The organism is Arthrobacter sp. 10T413_2, from assembly GCF_056394205.1.
This window is the reverse complement of record NZ_JBFTHK010000016.1, coordinates 39,992-46,373: the sequence shown is the minus strand read 5'-3', so window position 1 is coordinate 46,373 and position 6,382 is coordinate 39,992. Positions and strand designations below refer to the sequence as shown.

Below are 6,382 nucleotides of genomic sequence, written 5' to 3'. Positions count from 1 at the left end.
GATCCAATCCGGCTTACGCTCCACCGGTGTGGCCGCATTGCGCTGCTCAATGCGCAGCAATTTCCGGCCATCTGGAAAGGTGGGAGAGGACGACTGAATGGCCATGAAGGAACTCCATAATTCAGGTGGCACTTTGGGTGCCACGATGATTCGGGTTCCTCCCCGCTCTGTATTGGACCTGAGAGTTTCCGCAGACCCTGCTGTTACAGGGTGCCGCTTGCACCGTCGGTGAGTCCGGGACCGGACTGCTTTCCAGAGTTGCCTCGCCGCGGCGGTACGTGGGCCTGAGAGATTCCTGGGGAGGATTTGCTCCTACGGCGCCTGCTGAACGTACCGGCAGGACTCTCCCGCCGCAGATCAAAAGCATGTATGACTTGTCGTGATACTGATCACACGGTAGCCCCTGACTKGACGGCACGCAAAAGTTACGTCATGTGAGTCACATATTTCCTCGCCCGGCCGGCGTCCCGCGCGCCAGTATGGGATGGCGGTGAAGCGCCCAGTGTTGCAGCAGACCGCCAAGCGCAGCTAGGGCTGCGGCTGCGGTCGTGGTTCGGCGCGCCGGGCGAAGGCCGGGGCATGCTCGGGCCGCGGACCAAAGGCAATAAACCGGGGAATGATGGTGCGGACCGCCGGAACGCGCCGGGCCACGAAGAGCGCCGCGGCTGGAACTTTTGTCCGCTTCCCGGACATGATCGGGCCGAAGATTGCCCGCTGCATCACCCTCTGGGCGGTCTGCACAATGACAGTGGGCAACCGGCGCCGTCGTTCGACTTTCTTGAGGTCTGCCGTGGTCACATGGCCCCGGAGCAGTGCGGGGGCAAGGGACTCGGCGGCGGCCGCGGCGTCCTGGATCGCGAGGTTGATTCCGACGCCGCCGGCCGGGGACATGGCATGCGCGGCGTCGCCGATGCAGAGCATGCCGTTGATGTACCACCGGTGCAGCCGGTTCAGGCGCACGTCCAGCCAGTGGAGGTCATCGAGGGAACGGATGGCGTCAACGCGGTCGGCGAGGTCCGGGCGCAGCGCCGCGACCCGGCGTCGGAATCCCTCGACGCCTTCGGCACGGATCCGGKCGTCGGTGCCTTTCGCGGCGAGGTAGCCCATTTGGTAGTAGTCATCGCGGAACAAGGCCAACAGCGCCTCGCCGGGTCCGAACGCCGGCACGAGCCCGGCCACCTCGCCCGCTTCGGAAGGATTCCGGGGCAACCGGAACCACCAGGTGTCGAAAGGCACCGGAAACTCCTTCGGCGCCAGGCCGGCCTCGGTTCGCAGCACGGAATGGCGGCCGTCCGTCGCGACGACCAGGTCCGCCAGGAGTTCGCCCGGAGTGCCGTCCGGGGTCCGGAAGCGGACTCCGCGGACACGCCCCCCGTTGCGGACCAGCCCGGTGGCGGTATGGCTCATCAGCAGGGTGAACCCCGGCTCCTCKGCCGCGGCGGCGCCGAGGAAATTCAGGAAATCCCATTGCGGCATCATGGCGATGTAGTTGTACGGCGGCGGCAGGGCATCAAAATCACCCATGGTCACGGGCGGCCCGCCGGGGACCGGAAAAGCGACATTCTTCAGGCGGCTCTGCGGCAGCCGGCGGAATTCCTGGCCGAGGCCGAGTTCGTCAATCAGCCGGATGGTGGAGGGGTGCACCGTGTCGCCGCGGAAATCCCGCAGGAAGTCCGCATGCTTCTCCAACACCGTGACCCGCACCCCGGCCCGGGCCAGGAGCAGGCCCAGCATCATCCCCGCAGGTCCGCCGCCCACCACCGCGCATCCGGTCTTCTCCATGGCCCCCACGCTACGCCTGCGAAGGGCGCCGCGGGAGTGGTTTTCGCGTCGGTTTTTGGTGTGCGCTACGGCTTCAGACCGGCGCTACGGGGATCCACGTAGCGCCGGTCCGAAACCGCAGCGGCGGCCCGGCAGGAGGGCTCAGAGGCGGGTCAACAACGTGAAATCGCAGCCACCCTGGCGGAAGTGTCCGCGATGACGCTATGAGCGCGTGGCGACGCTAGCCCCATTCGGGGGCCGGCGACAATAGAAGGCATTCCATGATGAAGCGCGCTTTGCCTATTGCCCTGTTCTATGTTTTCGGACACCGCGTCTGCTGCGGCGAAATTCCCGACTGGACCGCCCGCGTTGGCCAGAAGTGGGACACGTTTGATGTCGCGCCGTACAACCTCTACAACGTCATCTGGCGGGCTCAGCACTGGGTCTTGCAGAACTGCGACGACTAACGGGCCGATAGACAGCCTCCGCGCGTAGGAACTGCCCCGGCGCCTGTCATGGGTCCGGGGCTTTTCTTTACCCGCGAGGGCGGCCGGGGCCTATTCCGGCTCCAGGAAGTGTTCGGGGGAGGACAGCCGTGAGTACAGTGCCCAGGGTCGTAATCAGGGTGATGATGACAGCATCGCTCATGGCGCCGCCGGTGTGGTGCCCACGCGCTCCTCCACGGCGGCGTGGGGGTGTCATGGGTGCGGGAAAACTGCGGAAATATTGCGTGTAGACTCACGGCACCGCACATGGAGTGCGGAGCAGCATTCTTTGGGGGGAACGTGGCTGAGAAACTCACACATTTGGATGACCGACACGATCGGGTCGTTGAGCACTACGAAATGCCGGCGCTTATCGAGCGGATCCAGAGTGTGTTGGATGTCAACGGCGTCCTGACCGTTGCGGACTACCGGAGAGAACTCGCGGCAGCCCGCAACGATGCGCAGGAGCACTCGGCCAGCTACGACGCCTAGGGCACGTAGGCGAACGGGATATTACGGGCTCCCTGCGGACTGGTGCCATTCAGTCGGCAGGGAGCCTGCTCTAAATCCTCTAGAATCCTAGGCAAAAGGGCTCAGAGGCGGGTGTCGAAGGAGTCGCAGAAGACGTTCTCGTTGAACGTGCCCTGGAACTCCGATTTGCCCTGGATTTTCTCGATGGCAGCCCKGATGGCCTCCTGCGTGCCCGCGTGGGCGTGGATGGCCGTCTTCACCATCGGCACGTCAATGAGGTGGTTGGGCTGACTGAGCGAGACGAACACCGTGGGGACCTCGGTGGCGTACCAGGGGATCTCGGCCGCCATGGGCGTTGACCACTTGATCCGGATGGCCGCCTCCTGGGCGAAGCCTTTCACGTTGGCGAACACGAACGCGGCGTCGTACTTCTGCGCATAATCCCCCGTGGCTTCCTCGGAGATGACGGACATGAAGTTCACCCCGGTCTMGCCGGCAATCTGGCGCTGCTCGGCCGTCTTGAAGACATGGACTTCAAAGCCGGCTTTTTCGAGCTMGTCGCGGACCACGTCCAGGTAGACCAGCGGGTCGGCACGGGTGAAGTCCGCGCCGCCCGAAATGCCGTAGAGGCGGATGCGTTTGTGCGTCCGGGGCGTGATGGGCAGGTTGCCGGCCGTGTCCTTGACCAGGGTCACGGTTTTGTCGGCGATCTCCGCGGCAATCGCCCGGTGGGCCGCACTCCCAATCAGCTGCAGCGCTTCGACCGGCGGGACGAGGGTTTCCCGCGCGGCCTTGTGCAGGCCGAGCGAGGCCTTCAGTCCCAGAATCCGGCGCAGGGCGTCCTGCAGCCGCGCTTCCGTGATGACCCCGGACTTGTACCCTTCGAGCATGTACCCGAAGTCCTCGGCCGGGTTCCGGAAGAACAGGAACATGTCGCACCCGGCGGCAATGGTGGCAGGGACGAGCTCGCTGCGCTTCATGGCCTGGGTGAGGCCGATCATCTGGGACGCGTCGGTGAGGACGAGCCCGTTGAAGCCGAGCTCGCCGCGGAGAAGGTCCTGCAGGAGCTCCGGCGCCAGGGTCGCGGGCAGGATGTCCTCCGCCGCCAGCCCGGGGTGGAAATGCCGTGACAAGTCCGGCGCACCGATGTGGCCGACCATGATCGACTGCACCCCGTGTCCGATCATCTCCCGGTACACGTGCCCGTAGGTACGGTTCCACTCCTCGTAGCCGAAGGTGTTGTAGGACGTGACCACGTGCTGGTCCCGTTCGTCCAGACCATCACCCGGGAAGTGCTTCATGGCGCACGCAGTGGGCGATTCGCTGATGCCGTCGAAGTATTCCTTGGCCCGTTCCACCACGATCTCCGGGGTGTTGCCGAAGGCGCGGGTGGAGATGACGGTGTTGCGCCAGTTGTAGTGGATGTCCACGATCGGCGCGAAGGCCCAGTTGCAGCCCAGCGCCGCTGTTTCGACGCCGGCTACCTGGCCCATTTGCCGGGCGATGCCCTTGTCCGGATGTGAGCCGGCCTGCAGGTGCGTCGACACGAACGTTCCGTCGTCGCAGCTTCCKGCTCCCCCCATTTCCGGGTTGGAGGCCACCAGCAGCGGGATGCGGGTCTTGGACTGCGCGTAGCGGATGTGTTCCTGCACGGCGGCGGCGGGACCGGGCCGGTAGCGCATGCCGCCCACGTGATACTGCTCCAGGACACCGTCGAGGTATTCCGGGGAGTAGTCGTTGTTGTGGTTGATGAACAGCTGCCCGATCTTTTCCTCGAGCGACATCGAGCCGATGGTCGAGTCCACCCACGCGACGGCGGCGGCGTCGAGGTTGAACGGAGCAGCCTTCAGGTCCACAAGGAACCGGGTGGCATCGACCTGCCGGCCGCCAAGGCCCGCTACAGCTTTGTCAACGATCTGCTGCACTGGCAGGGCGATGTCCACTACTACACTCGCTTCGTCGGGTTGGAGTTCTTCGAGGGTTTCCAGTTGGGAGTCCAGCAATGAGAGCGGCATGAAGTGGCCCGGGCGTGCGGCCATGCGGCTGCCGAGCAGTTCCCGGGTTCCGTGCAGGTGCACGAACACCACGGAGGAGTCGCCGTGGCGGATGATGTCGCGGTAGGCGCGTTTGAGCGCGCTGCACGCGATGACCAAGCCGGAATCTGACGCCGCGAAGCGCCTGCCGACCTCGGCCAGCCACGGTGCCCGGTCGGCGTCGTCCAGCGGGGTGCCCGAGGCCATCTTGTCGATGTTGGACTGCGGGTGCAGCGAGTCGCCGTCGAGGAATTCGGCTCCAAGCCGGTCAGCGATGGCGGTACCGATGGTGCTCTTGCCGCAACTGGTCACGCCCATCACCACAATGTGGCGGGGGGCGGAACCGGCGGGGTTCAGCTCACTAGTCATGGCCCGATCACCAGTCATGAACGGTGCCGTMGACGAGACGGTTGTAGGGCAGGTAGGCCTGCTGGTACGGGAACGCGGCGGCGGCCTCTTCGTTGAATTCGACGCCGATGCCGGGCTTGTCGCCCGGGTGCAGGTAGCCGTCCACGAACGTCATGGACTGCTCGAAGACCTCGTTGGTCTTGTCCGAGTGCTGCATGTATTCCTGGATGCCGTAATTGTGGATGGCCAGCCCGACGTGCAGCTGCGCGGCGAACCCAACCGGGGAGATGTCGGTGGGGCCGTGGAAGCCGGACTTGATCTGGTACTGCGCGGCGAAGTCCATAACCTTCTTCAGCGGCGAGATCCCGCCGAAGTGCGTGGACGCGGCCCGCACGTAGTCGATCAGCTGTTCCTTGATGATGGTCTGGTAGTCGTACACGGTGTTGAAGATTTCCCCGATCGCCAGCGGGGTGGTGGTGTGCTGGCGGACCAGGCGCAGCGCTTCCTGGTTCTCGGCCGGGGTGCAGTCCTCGAGCCAGAACAGGTCATAGGGCTCCAGGGCCTTGCCGAGCTTGGCGGCCTGGATCGGGGTCATCCGGTGGTGCCCGTCGTGCAGCAGCGGGATTTCCGGGCCGAACTCGTTGCGCACGGCCTCGAACACGGTCGGCAGGTGGCGCAGGTAGGCGCGGGTGTCCCAGTCCTCCTCCTGCGGKAACGCGCCGCGGCCGGCGGGCTCGTAGTCATACCGCTCCCCCGAGGCCTGGGCCTGCGCGGCGACCCCGTAGACAGCCTTGATCCCGGGGATCGCGGTCTGGATCCGGATGGACTTGTACCCGAGCTCCAGGTGCTCCCGGACCGAGTCGAAGAGCGAGGGGATGTCCGCGCCGGAGGCGTGGCCGTAGGCGCGCAGCCCGTTCCGGGACGMCCCGCCCAGCAGCTGGTAGACCGGCATCCCGGCCAGCTTGCCCTTGATGTCCCACAGGGCCATGTCGACGGCGGCGATCGCGGCCATGGTGACCGGCCCGCGGCGCCAGTAGGAGCTCCGGTACAGGAACTGCCAGGTGTCCTCGATCCGGTGCGGGTCCTTGCCGATCAGCAGCTGCGCGACGTGCTCCTTCAGGTACGCGGCCACGGCAAGCTCGCGGCCGTTGAGCGTCGCGTCGCCGATGCCGGTCACCCCGTCCTCCGTGGTGATCCGCAAGGTCACGAAGTTCCGGGAKGGGCTGGTCACGRAGACTTCAGCGGCAATGATTTTCACAACAGGTCCTTATCTGGGTGGTGGGG

Annotated in this window: 5 protein-coding genes and 1 riboswitch; of the genes, 2 read left to right on the top strand and 3 right to left on the bottom strand. The window is 65.5% G+C overall.

Annotation, left to right across the window (positions count from 1 at the left end):
* Positions 1 to 262: 262 nt before the first annotated feature.
* Positions 263 to 360: riboswitch (glycine riboswitch) on the bottom strand.
* Positions 361 to 528: 168 nt separating this feature from the next.
* Positions 529 to 1,782, bottom strand: coding sequence for an FAD-dependent oxidoreductase (locus AC1DBQ_RS04915; protein ID WP_476927436.1), 1,254 nt, complete (start codon positions 1,780 to 1,782; stop codon positions 529 to 531).
* Between the two features lie 260 nt (positions 1,783 to 2,042).
* On the opposite strand from AC1DBQ_RS04915, the gene AC1DBQ_RS04910 reads away from it, so the two are divergent.
* Together AC1DBQ_RS04910 and AC1DBQ_RS04905 are read left to right on the top strand one after the other, a co-directional pair.
* Positions 2,043 to 2,228, top strand: a complete 186-nt coding sequence (locus AC1DBQ_RS04910) for a hypothetical protein (protein ID WP_476927435.1) — start codon at positions 2,043 to 2,045, stop codon at positions 2,226 to 2,228.
* Between the two features lie 378 nt (positions 2,229 to 2,606).
* On the top strand, positions 2,607 to 2,738 hold the full coding sequence (locus AC1DBQ_RS04905; protein WP_476927434.1) for a hypothetical protein: 132 nt from the start codon (positions 2,607 to 2,609) through the stop codon (positions 2,736 to 2,738).
* A 101-nt stretch (positions 2,739 to 2,839) separates the two neighbouring features.
* On the opposite strand, the gene AC1DBQ_RS04900 is transcribed toward AC1DBQ_RS04905, so the two are convergent.
* Positions 2,840 to 5,119 carry a gluconokinase, GntK/IdnK-type gene (locus AC1DBQ_RS04900; protein ID WP_476927433.1) on the bottom strand — a complete coding sequence of 760 codons (2,280 nt, stop codon included), beginning with the start codon at positions 5,117 to 5,119 and terminating at the stop codon, positions 2,840 to 2,842.
* Between the two features lie 7 nt (positions 5,120 to 5,126).
* The gene (gene manD / locus AC1DBQ_RS04895) at positions 5,127 to 6,356 is read right to left on the bottom strand and encodes a D-mannonate dehydratase ManD (RefSeq protein WP_476927432.1); all 1,230 of its coding nucleotides are present in this window, start codon (positions 6,354 to 6,356) and stop codon (positions 5,127 to 5,129) included.
* Positions 6,357 to 6,382: the final 26 nt, after the last annotated feature.